The following is a 20,211-nucleotide window of genomic DNA, read 5'->3' as shown; positions in this document are numbered from 1 at the left end:
CATAATTATGAAATTCGAACTCTCCGTCCGGCAATTATTAAACGTATTACTCGTCCTGGCATGGATCATATTCATAGGTTTGTCTATCGATGCCGGTGCTTTTATCGTGAACGCTATTTTCACTATTGTCAATCCGGATGTTGTTAAACATCTGTGGCAGCAGGCTGATTTATCGCAGCTCTTTGCATACGACCGCGGATATTATTTTGTAGTGAACTTGATTATCGGCATCGTGCTGTGTACGAAGGCCTGGTTATTCTACCTGGTTATTAATACCCTGCATAGTAAAGACCTGGACATTGCCCAGCCTTTTAGTATAAAAATCAGGCAGTTGATTCTCCTCCTGTCTTATGCGGCATTACTGATTGGGCTATTCTCATCGTCTGGCGTTAAGTATGCAGCCTGGTTAGCGGGTAAGGGAATTAGTATGCCAGATGCACATTCCATGCGATTGGACGGTGCGGATGTATGGCTATTGATGGCCGTTATCCTGTTTATTATCGCACAGATATTTAAAAGAGGAATCGAAATTCAGACTGAAAACGATTTAACTATATAGTACATGCCGATTATTGTGAATCTTGATGTTATGATGGCGAAACGAAAAATATCGTTAAACGAACTTTCGGAGAAGGTGGGTCTGACATTGTCCAACCTGTCGATTTTGAAAACCGGCAAAGCGAAAGCGATACGTTTTAGTACACTCGAAGCAATATGCAAAGTGCTGGAGTGCCAGCCTGCGGATATTTTAGAATATAAAGAATAATAATCATGATAATGAAAATCTTATTTTTCCTGCTCATCGCATACTTCTTTCCCCTACTGGCATTCGCCCAGCAACCCGGCATGATGGTCAGGATTGCGGAAATAGAGATAGATGCAACTCAATCGGAAGCCTACATAACCTTGCTGAAAGAAGAAGCCGCAGCATCGGTAAAACTGGAACCGGGTGTGATCGCGATTGTACCGATGACGCAGAAAGAACATCCTAACCAGGTGAGAATTCTGGAGATTTATGCGGACAGGCAGGCTTACGAGTCACATCTGAAAACGCCCCATTTTCTTAAGTATAAAAATGGCACAGCGAAGATGGTGAAGGCATTGAAACTGGTGGATATGTCGACGATGGATGCAGAGGCGATGAGGCAGGTGTTTAGGAAGATGTAGCGTTACGCCTTCTTCCCTACCACACCCAAATGCGTAAAACTAAAACCTTCCGGCAGTTTCAAACCAATTCCCATTACCCTGTCCAGGCTACTATGCCCTAACAACACCAACCCGGTAAATTCAACATAAGGTTGATGCAATAACAATCCCACTACCCAAATCACCACGGCAACCAACTGATGGTGAAACACGTTATACACCACCGCTCCTGCCTTGTTGCCGAACAGGTAGCCCAGCATGCTTAAGTCGGGTGCCAGGAATATCAATATCCACGCCCACCAGGCAAAATGAAGGGGCATTATATTGAGTAATACTACAGATAAGATAAAAGGCGCTATTGCTTCGGCCCGTAACAAATGTTTCATGGTAATCATTTTTTGATACCACAAAGATCGAACATGGCACACCCGGAAAACGTTTACAAAAGATAAGAAAACCGGAAAGGGTTATTTTTCCAGCAGGCGTTTGCGGATACGGCTCAGGCTTACCGGCGTGATGCCTAGATAGTTGGCAATATAGTGCTGGGGAATTCTCTCGATGATTTTATGCTTATTACCCTGTAATAATTCCAGGTAACGCTCTTCAGCGCTTGTCGTTAGCAAACCTGCCATCCGCTCTTCCAGTCCTATAGCGAGATACTCTGCCAGCAGGCGACCGAACCGCTCCCATTTTGGGACTTTGTCATACATCGATTTTAGATGCGCATACGTGAAAACAAGCAGCCGGCTGTCGGTCAGCGCCTCCACTGTAAGCAGGGATGGCTTACCGGTAATGGCGCTTACATAAGAGCTTACCAGGTGATTTTCAAAATAAAAATAAGTGGTCTTTTCTTCTCCGTCACGGGTATAGTAGTGGCGCATATCGCCCGAAAGTACAATGCCGACGTGCAGCTCTTTCTGCCCCTCACTAATCCAGTCTTCTCCTTTGCCCAGGCGACGGTATTCAAGGGCGGGTAACATCAGCTCCCACTCTTCGTCCGTTAGGGAAACGAAGCGCTGAACAGCGGCTTTTAAAACGTCGAGGTCTTTCGGGTCGATCATGGACGGAAGTTAGGCATTATTATACTTGTTTTCCAACCTAAAGAGCTGATGAACACCTCACACTTCGTGACTGAAATTAAAAGGGAGGGGAAATTGTAGTACCCCTCCCTTTTTTTTAATTCGTTACATTTACGGGATGACAACTGATTGCACCGACTTTAACACTGCCGTAGATTTTATCCGTTCGGTGGGTATTCCTATCACATTCACCACTCTGCCCGAAGGCACGTTCCTGCCTGGCGCTCTTATCCAGAACGGGGAACTCATCATAGATGCTGCAAAATTGTTATACCCTGGCGATGTACTGCATGAAGCCGGCCACATTGCGGTGGTTCCGGCCGCAGAGCGTGCAAACCTGCACAACGATAATATCCCCCAACGACTACAGCGCGAGGCGGAGGAGATGATGGCCATTGCATGGTCCTACGCCGCCTGCATGTATCTCAACATCGATCCCTGTTTCGTGTTCCATGAGAACGGCTACAGGGGTGGCGGTCAGGAATTGGCGGACAACTTCAACGAAGGACGGTACTTTGGCGTACCCATGTTACAAGTAGCCGGCATGAGCGCAGAGCCGCACCTTTCCGCACGACTGCAGTTACCGGCGTTTCCCAACATGGCAAAGTGGTTACGTGATTAGATGCCTATCTGCGCGTTACTGTCACCTTCAAAAAGGTCGCGGGAATCAGCGTTTTATCATCGCTGCCGCTTTTATTCTGACTATTAAACAGAACATCCAGCTCCTGCTGCAGTTCCGCAGCCTTACCATTTTTTTCAGCCGCATCGAATGCGTTCATGGTAGGACCATAGTAATTTCTGAACCTGTCTAAAAAGGCAGACGGGGACTCCGCTACTTCAAAGTTGAAGGTGTCTCTTTCAAAAGAAATATCCTCTTTTGCCACACCCGCATTGCCGAAACGCTCGATCACCTGCTCTTCTACGCCCCACAACATCGGGCTTACAAAACCCTCCGGAGGCGGCGGTGTATGTGCCGCGCTGGTTTTCAATATCTGTGCTACCAATGTAGGGTCGCCGGGAATCCAGTTGCCCATCACTATTTTGCCACCAGGGCGCGTAACACGTACCAGTTCCTTCGCCACATCCACTGGTTTGGGTGCGAACATAGCGCCAAAGATGCTCACCACGAGGTCGAAACTCTCATCTTGCAGTTCATGCAGATCGGTAGCATCCCCTTCCTGGAACTTAATGTTAGTAAGACCTTCTGCCGCTACCCGCTTGTTGCCGGCTTCTACGAGGTTACTGGCAATATCGACGCCTAACACCGCTGCACCAAGTTTAGCGGATGGAATAGCGGTGGTGCCATCACCACAACCGAGATCGAGTACTTTCATGCCTTCTTTAACGCCCAACCGGGACACAAGTGCAGCGCCGCTTCCGCGCATAGTTTCGGCTAGTTTGGTGAAATCACCTTTCTCCCACAATGCTTTGTTTGGATTCATTTCCTTTCATTTTTACGTGGATACTGCCCATACCTGAGGTTTAATTTTGGGATTAACCTGCGGGCAATATCTTAAGGGGTTATAAAATATTTATCGGGGCAAATGTAAAAGCGAATCTGAAAATACCAATGTCAACCACTAGTTTTAGGAAATCTTTAACCATTGGGAAAATATAATTGAATTTTCAAACATACATCCGCTTGTAAGTGTTCATTTTATTTTTTCGGCGAATACTCCGTATACCGTACCCATCTTGCAACCGCAATAACAGTTACGACATTCAATTACTGAAGGTGATGTTCTTACAGTGCTGGTGAAATTATAAATACCCCGCACATTGGACAGCTCATTTAACTGGCAGATAAATGCCCCAAACCATGTTAGAAAATTCTCCTGCTGCAAAAAGAACAGTTATTACCCCATCTGTTATTTCATAGATACTCATAGTATGATCCTGCAAATAAATAGGGTCTTTAACATGAATATAAGCACGCAGATCTTTCCATTTGTAAGCCCAGATGTTCAACCCGTTTAAGATTAGCTCCTCGCCATCAATTACAGAACGATGAAATTCCCATTGAAGATTCTTTGTCATCTATATCGTTGCCTGCTGCCGTAAACTTTGTTTCACTTTATCGCGGTGTAAGCCACCCCAGGCACTGAGTTCCCGAAGCACGCTTTTTAAGGTTTCACTGTATTCTGTAGCTTCATAGATGATGGTTACGGGCGTGGTGGCGTGCACATTTCGTTTAATAAATTCATTTAACTCCAGGTCTTTTAACTCATTGGCCAACACCTTCGGTGATATACCGGTTACCTCACTTTGTATTTCAGAAAAGCGTTTGGGAGACTGCACCAGGTTGAGGATGATAGCAAGTTTCCACTTGCCACTGAGTACATACAGCGCATCAAGCACATTGGCAAGCGAACTCGCGCATGCTGCTTTTTCTGGAATTGAATGTCGGATATCCGTTTGCATACTTAAAGGTACGCACTTTCCTGGAGGTAAGGACTTTCCTTCAGGTAAGTACGAAGTTTCTGACAGGGTGCTGGTCTACTTTTGCTGTCAACAATAACTGCAGCAGCAGGTAATATAAAATCTAAAAACATGAAACATATTCTTCATTTAATTTCCAGCATCCAGGGTAATGAATCTTATAGCATCAAACTTGGCAAAGCCATCGTTGAAAAAGCGGTGAAAAAGTATCCTGGCAGTACCGTAGAGGAAGTGGACCTGAACGAATTATCCATTCCGCATTTGAACCCAGCCATCCTACAGTCGATGTTTATACCAGCAGATCAATTGACGGACGATGGCAGAGAGTCGGTACGATACTCAAACGATGCGGTAAAGCAGTTAATGGCAGCAGACATTATCGTCATAGGCGCCCCGCTTATCAACTTCACCGTTCCTTCCACCCTTAAATCCTGGATCGACCATATTACACGGCCGGGAATTACCTTTGGTTACGGCGAAAACGGACCGACCGGGCTGGTTACCGGCAAAAAGGTATATGTGGCCATGTCGTCTGGTGGCATCTATTCGGAAGGTCCAGGCAAAAACAACGACTTTGTAGCACCTTATCTGAAATCCTTCCTTGGTTTTTTAGGCATGACCGACCTGACCGTGTTTCGGGCGGAAGGGGTGAAAGTTGAAGGGTTTAAAGAACAGGCTTTATCGAAAGGGATGGAAAGCATTTACATCGATTAAGCTGGGGCGAGCCCTCTAACTCACGGGGCACTTGAATTTATGAAGGGTGTACCGAACTTCGATACACCCTTCATTCATTATGACATTAGCGGTTATTGCTTTACAAATGAATAACTGCCTCAACTTGTTTTTACGAAATATACAACCCGGTGCCCAGTTCGAAAGATAGATACGGGTAACAGCGGAAGTTTACTGCATATTTGTCATCAATTTACCGGAAACATCATACACACATATGCGTTGCCCCGCCATTGAAGCATCTTTCAGTGTAAGGTTGATATAGCTGGCGCTGGTACGAGAGCGACCTGTAAAATTACCGGCCGGGCCAGCTACACAGTGCCTGCGAAACCAATCTTTACTTCGATTTATCCGGAAATGCCGGGATCTTTGGCACTCCGTTTTTTCCGCCTTGTGCCAGTTTCTCCAGCAACACTTTTATGCCCCGGGTAAGCTGATCATCAACACCTTTGTATTCGCTATATGGGTCGTTAACCACTTCAATATCAGGATGAACACCCTCGCCTTCGATGATGAAAGAAGATCCATCTGCGGCAAAATGTGCAAACTCGGGTTTCCGCAGATCACCGCCATCGATAAACGGAAGCGAACCGCTGATTCCAACCACGCCGCCCCAGGTACGTTGACCGATCAGGGGGCCTATACCATGGTATTTAAACTGCCAGGGGAACAGATCGCCATCGGAAGCGGAGTACTGATCGATCAGGCAGACCTTGGGGCCTACATGCGCATCTGGTTTGATGGAAGCCGTTTTATTGTTTCGCAACATTGTACCCAGCCCCGGCTGCCGTAACAAACGCTCAATGATCATCGGCGACACATTTCCACCGCCATTGCCACGATCATCAATAATGAGCGCTTCTTTATCCAGTTGAGGATAGAAATAACGCGCAAATTGATTGAGTCCTTCCACGCCCATGTCCGGAATGTGTACATAGCCAATCCTGCCGCCACTGGCCGCCGTTACTTTCGCTATATTTTGCTGTACCCATTCATGATAGTAAAGGGAAGATTCGTCGGCTATGGGCTTCACCAATAACTTCCTAACACTGGCTGCCGATGGAGAGCTGGCTACTTCGATCTCTACGAACTGACCTGCTTTACCAGCCAATAGTTCATAAAGATTATTGACCGACTTCATAGATGTGCCATTGATGGAAATGATGTAGTCGCCTGCCTTCACCTTTAATCCGGGTGCGCGCAACGGCGATACCAATGTCTTATTCCAGCTTTCGCCCGACAGGATACTGTCGATACGGTAATACCCACTTTTATCGCGACTGAACCTTGCTCCCAGCAAACCCATTTGAATGCGGTTGATGGAAGGCCTGTCTCCGCTGTTAACATAAGCATGTCCCACACTCAGTTCCCCGATCATTTCGCCGATCAGGTAAGTAAGATCATCACGATGATTAACATAAGTCAGCAGCGGCGCATATTTGTCGTGCATAGCCTTCCAGTTTACACCGTGCATATTCGGATCGTAGAAATAATCCCGCATCTGCCGCCAGCTTTCATCATAGATCTGTTTCCATTCTGCACGGAGATCAACCCTCATCTTCAACCCGCCCAGGTCAATTTTATTGGTGGGCGTGATCTTTGATTTACTGAGATTTTCGATAAAGAAATCATCTCCGGTGCGGAACAGTATTTTTTTTGCATCCGGCGTAACGCTATACCCGCCGAAGCTGCCGATCTCTGTTTCCTTCTGATCGGTGAGGCTGAAGAATTTGAACCCTCGCCCGCTTCGTCCGCCCATTGAATAATAAACACCATCTTCCACGGGTACAAGCCCTCCGTAAGATCCGGGTGATACGGGCAAACTTTCAATACGATCGGCCAGGCCATCTTCATCGACCACCACTATTACTCCTTTTCCTGTAGCCGCAGGCTTCTCTGTATTTCCTGACTTTTTACTGCTGGTGTCTGTGTCTGATTTCACCCCCACCTCGTCGTTCTTATCAGCCAATGGCGATTTATCACCTGCGCTGAGACGGGCGAAATAAGGGCGCGCCATTTCCGTATAAACATGATTCCATTCCGTATTGCTGTAAGTTGGATTAAAGTCGCGCTGCGATACGAAATACAACAATTTCCCATCAGGGCTGAACTGCGGGCCGCCGCTGTTATACCAGGTATCTGTAACAGCGATAGTTTTCTTTGTATCGATATTATAGAGTTTGATAACACTGAACTCACGCGCTTTCCCCGGAACAGTAAAAGCGATCCATTTGCTGTCTGGCGCAAATGCGTACGACCCGAGTGTACCGGCATCAGAATGCGCGACCAGTGTTTTGTTTCCCGAAACAACATCAACAATAAACAGGTCCTGCTCCCGGTTACCGAACATCAGGTATTTGCTATCCCGGCTCCATACAGGATTAAATTTATAGGAACCGCCACCTTTCGTAAGCTGCCTGCCCGGCTGAGCCCCTCCCTGTTCCTGGATATACAATTCATCCTCCCCTGAACGGTCGGAGATATAGCTGATCCATTTTCCATCAGGGCTCCAGCCAACATTGCGGTCGTGCGCGCTGCTGGATTGAGTGAGGTTACGTGTAACGCCCGATTTGGCCGGAATGGTAAACACATCGCCGCGGGCGCTGACAACAGCGCGTTTGCCATCGGGCGAGATATCTGTACTATACACAAAATCTGCCGCATCTACCTGTTTAGAACGGCCCGAGGCAAGATCCTCCGCTATGGTGATATTCAATTTCCTGGTTTGCCCGTTAGTCAGATCAAGCAAATAAATGTATCCCCCATTCTCAAAAACGATTGACTGGTCACCTAACGATGGAAATTTAACATCAAACTCCTTGAAGGTGGTTACTTTCTGCGTCTGTTTCGTTTTGGTATCATAAACAAAAATGTTCGCTATCCTGTCCCTTTCACTAACGAAGTAGATCTTGTCGCCGTAATACATCGGGAAAATGTCCTGCGCGGGGTTGTTAGTGATGTTTTCCGCTTTACCTGATGAAGGATTTACAAGCCAGATATCATCCGCCATGCCGCCGCGATAATTCTTCCAGGTGCGAAACTCCCGAAATACGCGGTTCATCGCCATACTGGAGCCATCCGCATTATAAGAAGCCCAGGAAGCAACAGTGAACGGCAACTCCTGGCTGAGGTCTCCGTTGAGTGGCGCCAGGTAGAGTTTTCCTTTAAATGGATTAAATGATGTACCACGTCCGCGGTAGATCACGTGTTTGTCGTCCGGCGTCCAGCCCATCACGATATTGTTAGGTCCCATGCGGTCTGCCACATCATCGCGGCCAAGGGTGGGCGTGTAGGTGATCCGTTTAGGCTCCCCGCCGGTGGCGGGTATAACGAAAACCTCCGTATTACCATCATACTGACCAGTAAAGGCAATTGATTTACCATCATGGCTGAAACGCGCAAACATCTCGTACCCGGGATGGCTCGTAATGCGTCGTGCTACACCGCCTGTTGCGGGTACAGTATATAGGTCTCCTGCATAAGTAAAGGTAACCTGGTTACCATGAACAGCCGGAAACCGCAGCAGCCGGGCGTCCTGTTGTGCTTTCAGGGTTAGGGTTGATCCGCAAAGGATGAAAAATGTAAGGAGTTTCTTCATTAGTGATGTTGCTTTTGTGAATGCGATTTTTGGATAAAAGTGAAAATACAATATTTATTGGGAAACAGATAGCGTTGTCCATTGCCCATCGCATTCACGGCGATCACATCGCAGACGTTGACAGCGAAGCGGTAATATGCCCTGGTTAATTCGGTCCGCAGTGAGGACCGTATCTTTCCGAAATAGGCCAATGATCCCGAACTAGTTAATATTCCTGAACTCGTTCGGCGTTTTACCCACCCGTTGTTTGAAAAACCGGGAGAAATGCTGGGGATATTTAAATCCAATTTCGTACGCCACTTCATTCACCGTCTTATTATTTCCAGTAATGCGTTGCTTGGCGACATCAATGATCTTAGCCTGTATATATTCCTGCGCCGACTTCCCGGTTTCCTTTTTTACCAGGTCGCCGAAGTAGTTAGACGACAGGTGCAGTGCGGCCGCACACCAGGTCACGGTGGGCACCCCCAACAGCTGCGGCTTGTCTGATTCGAAATATTCATTAAGCAATGATTCAAAATTCTCCAGCGCGCCCTTATGTGCATTATCCCTGGTAATAAACTGGCGGTCATAAAAGCGGGTGCAGTAGTTGAGGAACAATTCAATATTTGCTGCAATTAACTTTTTACTGTGCTTATCTATGCTCTGCTGCAGCTCGTATTCTACCTTATTGAAACAATCAATAATGATCTTCCTTTCCTTCTCTGAAAGGTGTAACGCCTCATTTGTATTGTAGGAGAAGAAAGTATGGTCTGCCATATGTTCCTGGGGCCGTCCTGCGGCTGACCAATTAATTCGCCCAGCACAGCTTTTCCGCGTTCGTACTTAGTGCCGGTATCCCTGATCGGGAAGCTGCTCTACCCCAATTATCTTTTATGCCTTTGGCCTTTCGTTCGTCTAGTACAGCCATCATCGTTTGCAGGCCTCTAAGGCTGCGGGGAAATCCGCAGTAAGCGTAAAGATGTACCATGGCCTCTTTAATTTCGTTAACAGTCACTCCCGAATCAAGCGCCGTTCGCAAATATGGCTTTAACGCCAGCAAGTCGTCCTTAGCGGTTAACGACGACACGATGGCCAATGATTTCTGCTTATAATTAAGGTCCTTTTGCATGTTAATTTTATCCTGGGCGCTTGCACCGGAAAACAAAAACGTGCCCATTAGTAACATTGATACGATCGGTCGTTTACCAAGTAAATACATATGCTTTGTTTGTTTTGGTTCTCAGCCAGGTATTAGTTTCACACATGGCTGCCGTGCAATAGTGCAAATGTCCGACCAGTTAAGGGACGAATAGTATAGCTATTACTGAAATTGCTACCATTTTTACTGATCGCGGGGATGATCAGCCTGGCATTACAATAAATAGTAATTGCTACAAAAACAGGTGTTGACATGAACAGCATATCCTCATGATGTATTATTATCCTGATGTTATCTCTCCCCATTTCTCCAATCCCCCATTTTTTTTTCTTATTTTAGGATGATAAATCTCCCTATAGTATGTCCCTGGCCCCCGTTCGCAGAATATTTACCGCATTGTCAGTTTCGCTGATCCATGGTGTTTTCATGTTGTTCCTGTCTACGCTCTGGCTGGGTATCGGTTTTTCTATAGGCCTGGAAGAACAGTTGTTTAAAGTAAGCGCCACGCTAAAACGTGTGTTTACCAACGATGCCGGGGCGCGTAAAAAGTTGGCAGATAAATATTGTTTCGTGGATGTGAGCGGCAACATTATCACCCGCGACCGTGGTGATGGAACGGGCAATGATGTGGTGACCGACCGGCAAACACTCAGCGCCTTCCTGGAAGTATTAGCCCGTCATCATGGGGAATTTAAATTTTTACTCTGTGATGTGTTGCTCAACGAACCCGGGGCGGGCGATAGTGCGTTGGCATCCCAGTTTTACATGATGACGGATTATGTTACCCCTTACTACCTCGAAAATGGCACACCACGGCTGCCCGGGCTCAACATCCCTGCGGAAAATATGGGCTTTGCCGGGTACGACGTATCTCACGGACTGGAAGCCTCCGACAAACTGCTGAAGTATCAACTATATTACAACGGTTTGCTCAAAAGCATGCCACAAGCGGTATATGAGGCACTCTCGCCAAACGGGGCCGAGGTGGAACGCCGCTACGGGCTGCTCTGGATCAACGGCCGCCCGCATTTTAATACCATCATTTTTGACCTGTTGATGCGTCCCGCCGAACCACAACGGGGCCGCGACGGGGTAGTGATATCGTCGTTGAATTATATTAGCACCCTGTTAAAGGTAAACGAGCAACTGTTTTTCGACAGCACCTTTAAAGATAAGATCATCGTACTTGGCAATTACAAAACAGACCTGCACGAAACCGTATATGGGCAGCTGCCCGGGCCATTGATCCTCGCCAATATTTACGAGGACATCAGCCAGGACAAACACCGCATCACCACCTGGTGGATTGTGACGATGATAATTGCCTTCAGCGGACTCTCCTATCTGGTATTTTACTTTTCCGCCCACCGCCGCCTGAAACACGCTATCATTCGCAATTCCTGGGGGCGGAAAATGTTGCGCTTCCTCAGTATCAGCATGGCAATATGGGGCATTTCTCTGTTCTCGTTCTTTATTTTTGATGTACATGCAGATATTATCGTGATGATCATTTATATGAGCCTCGTTCGCCTGATCATCCGCAAGTGGCCCTCCATTGAGGCTTATCTGAAACTGCCGCCCACCATCGTTAACAACACCAACAATGCCTAACCAGAAAACGTATTGCCATGAAGATATTATTGCTATTTCTCTACACACTGCTGCCCACACAGGCCGATTACTATTACGTGGTAAACATTCAATGCCCGGTTAAACAGCAGGGAAGCAACCATCTGCTGGTAGTGGGCGACAGTGTGGACATCAACGCGGCTTTCGTGTTCCGCTCCCCGCGCGATAAATTCAACGTGTATCATCCTAAAAAGGGAAGTTATGAAGTAGCGCCGAAGAAGCGTCAGCCCACATCGCGCCCGAATGAAATATTAGCGTTGCTGAAAGACAACCTGCTGCCCACCACCGAAACCATCATACTAAGTACGCGCTCTGGTATGATGAATAGTCCTGAAGACCTTGGCAATTATTTCCAGCACTACACCAAACGCCTGGTAATCGGCACCGAACTATTGCCGTTGAATTCGCAAGGATTTCCGCAGCGAAAGGACCGGTATTGCTTTGTAAGGTACCAGTATAAGGGCGCAATCGTAAACCAGCCACTTGAATTTGTAACCGGCAAAAATGATTCGCTTTACCTGCGGTTGGACCAACACATATTCAGGAAGGGCGGCAACATTGTGAAAACCGACGAGGCTACAGACATGCAGCTGATGTACTACGACGACCTTACCGAAGTAGCCGTGCCATTGGCCAAACTACAATTCGTGGTGGTGTCCGAAAAACAAATCGTGACTGAAATGGACCTCGTGCGCCGCTTGTCCACCCAACACCACGCGGGCCAGGCCGATGCGGCCGATCAGGTTTTTACCGATGTATACAGGCACCTCGCCAACAACTACGGACATCCCGATATTATTGTATTCCGTGCGATGTACGATCGCATGCGTTAAAACATTTCCCCATGAAACGTATACTTCCGCTGGCTGTGCTGCTGCTGGTGATATGCCGCCCCGCGCAGGCACAGGGCCTGGTACTTAGCACCGGCCACCAGGGCCCCATTAATGACATCGCATTTTCTGCCAACGGACGATATATGGTGACCGCTTCCGTTGATCAGATGGCCGTGTTGTGGGATGTAACGGCGGGACTGGAACTTCGCGAGTTCCGGGTAAAAAACGCCGATATGCGCCAGGCAGCTTTCGTACCTGGCCGGCAACAAATCCTAACGCTGCATACTACCGAGTATCCCAATGCCACCGTACTTTCCCTCTGGGATATGGTGACGGGTAAGAAAATATCGGAGAAGCCCGCCGACCAGGGCGGTCATCTTCTGCTCGCGCCTGACGGCAGCACCGTATACAGTGGCGGCAAGTGGTACAGCATCGAAGATGGTGCGCCAGTAACAAAGCAGGTCGCCGGGGACGATGATCGCCTGTGGGGTTACCACGACGGTATAATACAAAGAAAATTCAGCGACAATCACAAAAACTACCAGCTCAACGCTATCGATGTTAAAAACGGGACAGTAAATGGTACTGTAAAAGGGAAACTGGACGATGAATACTGGTCGCTGGGCACGACTGGCATTTCGCCCGACCAGTCGCTGATGGCCGTTGCCGTTAAAAGCTTTCGCAAGCCAAAAATCGAACTGTGGAAACTGAAAGAAGGCCGATTGCTGCGCACGATTTTCGGTTATTGTTCCGATGAAGATTTAATCATGATATCGCCCGATAATAAAATCGTATTCGTATACGGTCGTGGCACACTCACGGCGGTAGACATCGCCGGCGGCGATACCCTGTACCAGGTAAAAGACAAAGACAAGGTGTACGAGCCTACCTTTACACCCGATGGAAAGCTGCTCGCCAGCTACAACGGCGATTACCGCAAAGTTAATTTCCGCGATCCCAAAACCGGCAAGGTAGTACGTGAAATCGCCGGTCATTCTTCGCCGGTGAGCGATATCAGTTTTTCGGAAGATGGCAAATTCATCGTCACCCGACATGCTTTCGGCAATAATAAAGGCTGGGAAATCAAAACTGGCAAGTTTATCCCAAACCTGCCCGATTATGTGGATGTAGGTCGAGACAGTCATAACGAACATCCCGCGCTGAATACGCAGGCTTCGGTGAGGGGATATTACGAACGGATTTATAAGATATATGAAAACTTTGGCGTGGTGTACAATAGCACTAACAAACGCGGGCTTGGCCTGTTTGCCATAGACAGCACCGACTGGATGGTAAACGATGGCAACGGGCACCTCGACGGCTCCCCCGGCGCGTTGAAACAGTTGTACGAAGTACAGGGTTTAACCATCATCCGGGATGTGAAAGATACGCTGGCGAAGTACCTTAGCCCCGGCCTCTTCAGGCAGATCATATCGCCGGATGCGGCGGGTGTGCGTGAGCGGAAGCAGACCAGGATCATCATATCACCTATCGCCGCCAACAGTGCGGCACCGGAACTCCGCGCCAAAGTAGTGAAAGGCGGGATGGTAATGCCTTTGATACAGATATTTCTGAACGGGCGTTTGATCATTAAAGATGCACGAAATGAATTCGGCTTCAACACTGCGGATAAAATGTTCAACGAAGACACCATGTTCATCGTGGTGCCATTTAAAAAATATAAAGATCAGCCGTTTGCTTTATGGGGAAAAAGAAACGTGTTCGAAATTAAGGCACACGACGACCGGGAAAATACATCAGCCCAAGCGGAAATTGAATTTACGCCCCGCTATCATGTAGAACCAAAGATGGTCCTGCCACTGGGGCACATCGGCGTACTCAGTGCGATGGCGGTTTCACCGACCGGCAGACAAGTGGCTACAGCACGCTCCGAAGTGAAGTTGTGGGACATGGCCACCGGCCGCGAAACACATACCTTTTACACGAAAGGTGGTTTTGTGCGCAACCTCCAGTATTCTGGCGATGGCAAGTACCTGATCGCGACTTATGAAGATAGCGAGAACGGGATGTTGCAGGTCATGCAGGACCAATATGGGGCAACGATGTGGAATGTCTTAACCGGCACTGAAGAAACATGGCCATTCCCGGATAATACGTTCGCTTATTTTTCAGAAAACGGCCGCTACCTGCTCGACCTGTTGCAGGCGCGGGCAAAAGACCTCGCCACCGGCCAGGAGTACCTTCTGCCCCAACAACAGGACGCCCGGCTGCAATACGTTTCGGTAAGCGCCGATGGTAAAACAGCGGCCGCCGTACTGTACAGAGACGGGCGGCAACAAGGATCGAAGGTGGCCTACACGATGGTGTACTGGGACATGATAGCCGGTAAAGAACTGTACCGCTGGGACCTTGATTTAAACGGCTACGACCGCGTTTACTTATCGCCCGCCGCCAACTGGATCGTGCTGCGTGAGGGCGGCGCGGCTATGTCTGTCTGGAAACCGGGAAATAAAAAGCAGCTGAAAATGTATGGCGACCCAGATGGTGACGAAATCAAAGACTTCACCTTTAACCAGGCAGAAGATAGTATTTACACCGTAAACCGGGACGGCCGCACACTGGCATGGAACATTGCGAACGGCGGTAAACGCGAGATGATACCTGCAGGACTACGTGACGCCTTTTACCGTTTTTCGCGCGTGGGCAACTCACTCATGGCGGGTGTGGCCAGTGCCGGTGAGTTGAGGAGTTTGCCAGACGGCCAGCTGCGCCAACGTTTTAAGGGAGCGGTAGCACCATCGGACCACTTCGCCATGTCGGGCGCATCCAACTCGTTTATGTTTGCGAGCAGGTATGATAAATGGGTAAAACATTTTGCTTTTCAGCCAGGAGAACCATTGACAGTATTCCAACATCAACGTACGATCGATGATGTGATTTATACTGCCGATGGTAAATATATGCTGACCCTGGAAAATGAAGGAAACGGTTATGTGTGGAGCCCGGAAGACGGCCACCTGATACGGGTACTGTCAGACAGCGGGTATCACATTAAAGACCTGAGCGTGCTGAAAGACGGTCGAAGGGCATTGATGATTACCAGCCACCTGGTGGGCAGTAAATACACCACTAAAACCGTAGATCTGGAAACAGGACAAAACCTGGGGCGGCCGCCGGACAATGATTGGTACGGCCGGCAACTCGGCAGTTATACCAACAAGATATACTCGGTGGGTGGTAACGGCAACGGCGTTATCGGCTTTGGCAGTGTAGCTTACGGTACGCGCTCCCTGGCCACCTTTGTGCCACTCGACAGCTGCGATTGGATAATGTATGCGAGCGACGGATATTATATGGCTTCGCGAAAAGGTGCGGAGAACATCTATTTTGATATCAATAGCCGCCAATACTTTTTCGACCAGTTCGACCTGCGGTATAACCGGCCCGATAAGATACTGGAACGCACGGGCGCTCCCCGCGAAACCGTAGAAGCTTACCGTGCTGCCTACCTGAAACGTATTGAGAAAATGGGCTTCGATACGGCGATGTTCGAAAAGGACTGGGTATATAACGTGCCACAGGTAAAGGTTGTGCCGGGCAGCATCGGCCAGCGCGACAGCCTGTATACCTTTACACTCACGGCTACGGATACCCTTTACAACCTCGACCGGGTATTGCTGACCGTAAATGGTGTGCCGGTATATGGCGGCGGCCTGTCCGTAAAAGCCCACAAAAGTGGCAAACTGCAACAGCCACTGCAACTGGTACTCTCGGCCGGGCACAACGACATCCGCGTTTCGGTGCTGAATGAGCAGGGCGTAGAAAGTTTGACGGAAACACTGGAAGCCCAGTATGCTGCGCCTCCACGTAAGCCTGATCTGTACATCCTGGCCATTGGCGCCGGCACGTACAGCGATGGTACCAAAAACCTGCGTTATGCGGCCAAAGATGCAGAAGAAGTGGTAAACTTGTTCGCCGGCGAGGCCGGGAAGTATGGGCGGGTTATTCCACTATTGCTGAAAGATTCGGAAGTAACGGTCACAAACATACTCCGTAAGGCGCAGGAACTGCTGCAATCGAAAGTGGATGATAAGGTGATCGTGTTTTATGCTGGCCATGGCATGTTCGATTCGAAAAAAGATTATTACCTCGGATGTTACCCGACCGCGTTTAAGCAGCCTGCTACAGGCAGTTTACCGTACGACTCCCTGGAATCGCTGATGGCACGCATTCCCAGCCGTAAAAAGGTGATGCTGCTGGACGCCTGCTACTCCGGCGAAATCGATAAGGCCAATACCAACATTTTTGCCCGGGCCGATGCGCAAAAGGGTAAGGTAAAAATGGAGGGCCGCGGCGAAGGCGCCGTGACATCGAAAAATTTCAACGCTTTCGACCTGATGAAAAATACCTTCCGCGATTTGCGAAAGGGCGCAGGCGCCACGGTGTTGGCTGCAGCTGGCGGACTGGAACGTGCAGGAGAATACGATCACCTGAAAAATGGAGCGTTTACCTATTGCCTGAAGAAAGGCCTGGGAGAGCAGGCGGCCGACCGCAATAAGGACGGGAAAGTACTATTGTCGGAGTTGTTGCTGTACCTGCAGACCGAAGTGCCGAAGCTTACGAACGGCATGCAGCGGCCGGTTTCGAGGATAGAGAATATGTACCAGGACATTGCATTGTGATGGCTGGTTAGCAGCGAAAAAAAGCTGAAGGGAGTGACACAACGGTGGCCGGGCAGCGGTTTTCAGCTGGGAACCTAATTGGCAATATGGATGACCGTTTGTTACATGAAGTTGGATGACTGGCCATCTTTTAAAAACCGGACCGCCATTGTTTTCAGACTTCCGATATTTTATAAACCATCCTCCGGCAACGCCGAAGGATGGTCAACACATCTACTTATTCATCTTTTTACCAGCATTGATCACTGCCTGGTTTACCTCTTTGATCTTTTCCACGTCCATTTTCTCCACTGCACGGTCATACGTTAGTACGCCGTTTACTTCATGCTCAACGTCGGTGGTTTGTGTATACACGGCTACGCTTAGTCCCCGGTACCTCATCAACTGTTCTACCTGGTCCATCAGGAGTACATAGCGGTCGCTGAGGGCGGCTTTCGTGGGTTCAAAACCGTAAGCATTGTTTTCTACCGGCCACATATGGCCTCTTACGAATAAGCCCAGTCCGCCGAATTCTCCTAAAGACGCAGCGCGTTTATCATCCGGCACGGAGGCATCATTGGGGCCTATGTAAATATGCGTATCTACAAAATCACCGTTGCCCGGATCGCCGTACGCTTTCTGGTAACCGGGGTTGTTATTAAAGCCGGAGTTACCGTTCACCAGCCTGGAGGGATCATACTGTTTCACCCAGTCGGTGATCTCCTTCACATCAAATGCGCCCCAGTTTTCGTTAAACGGCACCCAGGTGATAATGGAAGGCGAATTGTACAGATCGTCCATCATTGCCTTCAGTTCCTTACGGAAAGTAGTGCGGGCATTGGCTGTATCTTCATGCTGGAACCAGATGGCCGGCATATCCTGCCATACGAGTACACCGAGTTTATCAGCCCAATAATAGAACCGTTTAGGCTCGGTTTTCATGTGTTTCCGGATCAGGTTGAAGCCGGCCTTCTTCGTAAATTCCACATCGTATTTCAATGCTTCTTCTGTGGGAGCAGTTAAAATGCCGTCGGGCCAATAGCCCTGGTCCAGCAGCCCTACCTGCATTACGAATTGATCATTGAGCAGTGGTCTCACTACCCCATCTACCTTACCCAGTTTCACATCGCGCATACCAAAGTAGCTCGTCACCTCGTCGGTAATATTGCCTTTTTTATCATGCAGGCTGAGTTTCAGATCATACAGGAAAGGCGCATCGGGTGACCATAATTTTGGATTTTTTAGCGGGATATAAAAGGCGGTTCCTGCGGTTCCCTTTACTTCCGCCACCGTGCTTTTACCGTCCAGCGCTAATGCAGATACCTGCGCAGCATCGGCATCCACCAGCACCTTCAGGCGACTGTTCGCTACATCGGGCAGTAAACGGATGCTTTTAATGTAAACGGCGCTCACTGGCTCCAGCCATACCGACTGCCAGATACCGGAAGTAAAAGTATAATCACCACGCGGGCCATTTTTACCAGACGGTGTACGACCATCATTCGCATCAAACGCGGCGACCACCAGCGTGTTGGCTCCTGCTTCTAAAAAAGGCGTGATGTTTACGGTAAACGCATCATATCCACCAGCATGTGCGCCCGCTTTCCGGCCATTTACAAATACAGTGGCATCATGGTCTACGGCTTCAAAATGAAGTAACACCTGTTTACCTTTCCAGGAAGCAGGTACTTCGAACGTACGGTGGTACCACAAGTTGGTTTCCAGGTTGCGTTCTATGCCGGATAAAACAGATTCGGGGCAATAAGGCACCAGTATCTGTTCTGTTTTCCCTTCAAAAGAAATTGGTTTAGAAGGGTTTAGCGCAGTGGCCACCTGTTTGCCACCGAGGTAATCCCACTTACCGTTCAGGCAAAGCCAGTCGGCCCGCTGTAATTGCGGACGGGGATATTCGTTCAATGGGACCTTGGCTTCCATGGCCGGTTTAGTCCATTTAGTCGGGAGTTTAGGCACCTGCGCCAGGGAATCCGGGACGGCGCAGGTCAATAACAATAGCAGATAATAAATAGTCTTTTTCATGGTTGTTTTGAAATGTGGTAAGAACTTCGAACTAAATACAGAATATTTGCCGGAAATGGTAATATAAATGATGGGGGGGCAGGCAAGTTAACCCTGGGGCAGATGGCAAAGAAGTATCCTGGTAAATTGATCTCAGGGAAAGATTTATTTCCCCTGAGATCTGATGCGTTCTATAAAAAAAACTAAAATGACGATTACATTGTTAAGACTGCGCGATGAATTATCTCAACATCCTACTTCGAAGCATTGGTAATAATCACACCACCACCAGACCTCACCTCTATATCGATATTACCTTTCTTATCTGCTGCAGCGTTCTCCATCACCGGCTTCCTATCCTTATCATCACTGTATTTCACCAGGCTGTTATTTCCAAACATGCCCAGGTTCACTTTCAGTTTCAACGTTTCTGGCTGCGCGTTAATAGCTGCCAAATACCATTTGTCTTTATGACGACGGGCCAGCACTGCGTATTTGCCCGGGTATCCATCGATGAAGCGCGTTTCATCCCAGGTAGTAGGTACCTGTTTCATAAAGTCGATGACCAAAGCTGGGGCATCCTGCAGGTTGTTGGGAGCCAGTGAAAATACCTGCACAGGGTTCTGGAACAGTACTGCGGTAGCCAGCTGGAAGACGTCGGTGGTTTTGCGTATCGTGCCGCCGTTGTTTTCGCGGTTGTGCCGCTTATTCAGCAGCACAGGGCCGAATTCCATGGAACCGGTCGTGTTCCTGATAAAAGGATGCAGGGTAGCGTTGAAGGCTTCGTTATCATTGGCATGCTGGGTAAAGATCAGGTTTTCGGAAGCAAGAACAGCCTCGCTGCCTGCGTAGTTAGGATACATCCGCTCCCAGCCGCGTGGCATGGTAGCACCGTGGAAGATCACCAGCAGGCCGTAACGGTTAGCATCGGCCAGTATGTCTTCGTACAATTGCATGGTAGCCTGTTTGTCACCAG

General features: G+C 48.6%; 18 protein-coding genes. 8 read left to right on the top strand and 10 right to left on the bottom strand.

Annotated features, from left to right (window positions below):
* Positions 1-7: 7 nt before the first annotated feature.
* The 3 genes from QZT80_RS06800 to QZT80_RS06790 are packed head-to-tail and all read left to right on the top strand — an operon-like array spanning position 8 to position 1,167.
* The gene (locus QZT80_RS06800; protein ID WP_295119566.1) at positions 8-559 is read left to right on the top strand and encodes a DUF2975 domain-containing protein; all 552 of its coding nucleotides are present in this window, start codon (positions 8-10) and stop codon (positions 557-559) included.
* A gap of 3 nt (positions 560-562) precedes the next feature.
* On the top strand, positions 563-766 hold the full coding sequence (locus QZT80_RS06795) for a helix-turn-helix transcriptional regulator (RefSeq protein ID WP_295119565.1): 204 nt from the start codon (positions 563-565) through the stop codon (positions 764-766).
* A gap of 11 nt (positions 767-777) precedes the next feature.
* Positions 778-1,167, top strand: a complete 390-nt coding sequence (locus tag QZT80_RS06790; protein ID WP_295119563.1) for a putative quinol monooxygenase — start codon at positions 778-780, stop codon at positions 1,165-1,167.
* A 2-nt stretch (positions 1,168-1,169) separates the two neighbouring features.
* Here the strand turns inward: QZT80_RS06790 and QZT80_RS06785 are convergent, their stop codons facing one another.
* Positions 1,170-1,532 (bottom strand): DUF4260 domain-containing protein, encoded by a 363-nt coding sequence (locus QZT80_RS06785; protein ID WP_295119561.1) that lies wholly within the window; start codon positions 1,530-1,532, stop codon positions 1,170-1,172.
* Between the two features lie 81 nt (positions 1,533-1,613).
* Positions 1,614-2,207, bottom strand: coding sequence for a Crp/Fnr family transcriptional regulator (locus tag QZT80_RS06780; RefSeq protein ID WP_295119558.1), 594 nt, complete (start codon positions 2,205-2,207; stop codon positions 1,614-1,616).
* Positions 2,208-2,343: 136 nt separating this feature from the next.
* Between QZT80_RS06780 and QZT80_RS06775 the strand changes: the two genes are divergently transcribed.
* Entirely contained in the window at positions 2,344-2,847 is a 504-nt protein-coding gene (locus QZT80_RS06775; RefSeq protein WP_295119556.1) for a hypothetical protein, read from the top strand.
* A 4-nt stretch (positions 2,848-2,851) separates the two neighbouring features.
* Here QZT80_RS06775 and QZT80_RS06770 read toward each other — a convergent pair whose 3' ends face one another.
* From QZT80_RS06770 to QZT80_RS06760, 3 genes are all read right to left on the bottom strand, one after another.
* Complete coding sequence (locus QZT80_RS06770) at positions 2,852-3,667, bottom strand: class I SAM-dependent methyltransferase (RefSeq protein WP_295119553.1); 816 nt, start codon at positions 3,665-3,667, stop codon at positions 2,852-2,854.
* A 346-nt stretch (positions 3,668-4,013) separates the two neighbouring features.
* On the bottom strand, positions 4,014-4,262 hold the full coding sequence (locus QZT80_RS06765) for a hypothetical protein (protein WP_295119550.1): 249 nt from the start codon (positions 4,260-4,262) through the stop codon (positions 4,014-4,016).
* Positions 4,263-4,646, bottom strand: a complete 384-nt coding sequence (locus QZT80_RS06760; protein ID WP_295119548.1) for a helix-turn-helix domain-containing protein — start codon at positions 4,644-4,646, stop codon at positions 4,263-4,265.
* A 129-nt stretch (positions 4,647-4,775) separates the two neighbouring features.
* On the opposite strand from QZT80_RS06760, the gene QZT80_RS06755 reads away from it, so the two are divergent.
* A complete protein-coding gene (locus QZT80_RS06755) occupies positions 4,776-5,378 on the top strand; it encodes an NAD(P)H-dependent oxidoreductase (RefSeq protein ID WP_295119545.1) in 603 nt (200 codons plus the stop codon).
* A 355-nt stretch (positions 5,379-5,733) separates the two neighbouring features.
* Here QZT80_RS06755 and QZT80_RS06750 read toward each other — a convergent pair whose 3' ends face one another.
* The 3 genes from QZT80_RS06750 to QZT80_RS06740 form a co-directional block, all read right to left on the bottom strand.
* Positions 5,734-8,994 carry a S41 family peptidase gene (locus QZT80_RS06750; RefSeq protein ID WP_295119542.1) on the bottom strand — a complete coding sequence of 1,087 codons (3,261 nt, stop codon included), beginning with the start codon at positions 8,992-8,994 and terminating at the stop codon, positions 5,734-5,736.
* Positions 8,995-9,195: 201 nt separating this feature from the next.
* Complete coding sequence (locus QZT80_RS06745; RefSeq protein ID WP_295119540.1) at positions 9,196-9,753, bottom strand: AraC family transcriptional regulator; 558 nt, start codon at positions 9,751-9,753, stop codon at positions 9,196-9,198.
* Positions 9,754-9,784: 31 nt separating this feature from the next.
* Positions 9,785-10,105, bottom strand: a complete 321-nt coding sequence (locus tag QZT80_RS06740) for a carboxymuconolactone decarboxylase family protein (protein WP_295119537.1) — start codon at positions 10,103-10,105, stop codon at positions 9,785-9,787.
* Between the two features lie 390 nt (positions 10,106-10,495).
* Here QZT80_RS06740 and QZT80_RS06735 point away from each other — a divergent pair, with 390 nt between their 5' ends.
* Genes QZT80_RS06735 through QZT80_RS06725 form a run of 3 tightly spaced genes read left to right on the top strand, consistent with a single transcriptional unit; the run spans position 10,496 to position 17,240 of the window.
* The gene (locus tag QZT80_RS06735; RefSeq protein ID WP_295119534.1) at positions 10,496-11,746 is read left to right on the top strand and encodes a CHASE2 domain-containing protein; all 1,251 of its coding nucleotides are present in this window, start codon (positions 10,496-10,498) and stop codon (positions 11,744-11,746) included.
* Between the two features lie 17 nt (positions 11,747-11,763).
* On the top strand, positions 11,764-12,597 hold the full coding sequence (locus QZT80_RS06730; RefSeq protein WP_295119531.1) for a hypothetical protein: 834 nt from the start codon (positions 11,764-11,766) through the stop codon (positions 12,595-12,597).
* Between the two features lie 11 nt (positions 12,598-12,608).
* Positions 12,609-17,240, top strand: coding sequence for a caspase family protein (locus QZT80_RS06725; protein ID WP_295119528.1), 4,632 nt, complete (start codon positions 12,609-12,611; stop codon positions 17,238-17,240).
* 213 nt (positions 17,241-17,453) lie between these two features.
* Here the strand turns inward: QZT80_RS06725 and QZT80_RS06720 are convergent, their stop codons facing one another.
* Both QZT80_RS06720 and QZT80_RS06715 read right to left on the bottom strand, forming a co-directional pair.
* Complete coding sequence (locus QZT80_RS06720) at positions 17,454-19,256, bottom strand: glycoside hydrolase family 2 protein (RefSeq protein ID WP_295119525.1); 1,803 nt, start codon at positions 19,254-19,256, stop codon at positions 17,454-17,456.
* Between the two features lie 233 nt (positions 19,257-19,489).
* A partial coding sequence (locus QZT80_RS06715) for a glycoside hydrolase family 97 catalytic domain-containing protein (protein ID WP_295119522.1) occupies positions 19,490-20,211 on the bottom strand: 722 nt, incomplete at its 5' end.

The organism is uncultured Chitinophaga sp., from assembly GCF_902168175.1.
In the GTDB taxonomy this organism is placed as follows: Bacteria; Bacteroidota; Bacteroidia; order Chitinophagales; family Chitinophagaceae; genus Chitinophaga.
This window is presented reverse-complemented; position numbering and strand designations above follow the sequence as displayed.